This window comes from Microbispora siamensis (assembly GCF_016863095.1).
Taxonomy (GTDB): domain Bacteria; phylum Actinomycetota; class Actinomycetes; order Streptosporangiales; family Streptosporangiaceae; genus Microbispora; species Microbispora siamensis.
On record NZ_BOOF01000145.1, the window covers coordinates 1 to 560 of the forward strand.

The following is a 560-nucleotide window of genomic DNA, read 5'->3' on the forward strand; positions in this document are numbered from 1 at the left end:
CGCAGCAGACGCTGTCCACCGCGAGCATCTCCGGCTCGGGCACCGGGCCGATCGACCAGACGCTGATCGGTGACGGCCAGAACATGTACCTGTTCTTCGCCGGCGACAACGGCAAGATTTACCGGCAGAGCATGCCCATCGGGAACTTCCCGGGCAGTTTCGGCTCGAACTACACGACGATCATGAGCGACACTCAGGCCAACCTGTTCGAGGCGGTCGAGGTCTACAAGCTCCAGGGCCAGAACAAGTACCTCATGCTCGTCGAGGCGATGGGCTCGCAGGGCCGCTACTTCCGCTCGTTCACGGCCAACAGCCTGGACGGGACGTGGACCCCGAACGCCGCGACCGAGAGCAACCCCTTCGCCGGCAAGGCCAACAGCGGCGCCACCTGGACCAACGACATCAGCCACGGTGACCTGGTCCGCAGCAACCCCGACCAGACCAAGACCGTCGACCCCTGCAACCTGCAGCTGCTCTACCAGGGCCGTAGCCCCAGCTCCGGCGGCGACTACGGACTCCTGCCCTACCGGCCGGGCCTGCTGACACTGCAGCGCTGACGG

Annotated in this window: 1 protein-coding gene; it reads left to right on the forward strand. The window is 65.9% G+C overall.

The window, feature by feature from the left end:
• Window positions 1-557 (forward strand): non-reducing end alpha-L-arabinofuranosidase family hydrolase (locus tag Msi02_RS42850; RefSeq protein ID WP_275414240.1); only part of this gene is annotated, 557 nt, incomplete at its 5' end.
• Between the last annotated feature and the right edge of the window lie 3 nt (window positions 558-560).